Consider the following 834-nt stretch of genomic DNA (forward strand, 5'->3'; position numbering starts at 1 on the left):
CCACTTTTTGCCAATCCACCTCGGCGTCAAGCGGCGAAAACAAGCGGTCTAACACACGACGCACGGCAAGGGGATCAGGTTGAATATCAACAACATGGCTCTCGGTAAAAAAGGCCGCCACCTGCACTTCACTCAGCCAATTGCGTTGCAGATAAAGCCGTTGGTGTTGCAACACCAGCGGCGTTGTCTCATGTCCATCGCTCACGGCGGGCGAAGCCAGCAGGATTTGCTGCCACGCCTTACTATCCGGCAGCCCAGCGAGCTCCCACAGCGCACGCGCCAGTGCAGGATCGCGTCCATCAAACAGGGTTTCAGGGTGCAATTCCGCCAAAGGCAAACAGACGTTGCCCGCACCCGCCGCTGCGCTCACTAACGCCGCCGCCAGTTGCACCGGCGCAGGCTGCCCATCGGTCAGCATCCGCGCAAACTGTACATCCAGAGGGCGCAGCAGTTGGCGTTCCATAGCCGTCGCCAGCAAGTCCATCATTGGCGTTCTCCTGACAGAGCCACTTCACCGCTGAACAAGCTGTCGAGGTGTTCGACAAATTCTCGCGGCAGGCGCTGGGTGAAAATACCATTCGTGGGAAGTACCGGGTCGACACCGCGCAAAAACAGGTAGATCGCGCCACCGATGTGGCGGTCGTAGTCATAATCCGGCACCCGATGGCGCAAATAGCGATGCAGAGCCAGCGTGTACAGTTGGTACTGCAAATCATAACGGTGCGCCATCATTGCTGCTTGCATGGCAGACTGCGTGTAGGCACTGGCGTTTTCTCCCAGCCAGTTGGACTTATAATCCAGCAGGTAGTAACGGCCCTGCCAGCAAAACACCAG

General features: G+C 58.0%; 1 protein-coding gene and 1 pseudogene. Both read right to left on the reverse strand.

Going from position 1 to position 834, the window contains the following annotated elements; all coding sequences use genetic code 11:
- Positions 1 to 487 (reverse strand): annotated as a pseudogene (gene recD / locus J5224_RS31515) (exodeoxyribonuclease V subunit alpha); the annotation flags it as partial.
- Positions 484 to 834 (reverse strand): hypothetical protein (locus tag J5224_RS31520; RefSeq protein WP_264628920.1); only part of this gene is annotated, 351 nt, incomplete at its 5' end. The gene J5224_RS31520 and the pseudogene recD, both read right to left, overlap by 4 nt.

Source organism: Candidatus Symbiopectobacterium sp. NZEC135, from assembly GCF_025962695.1.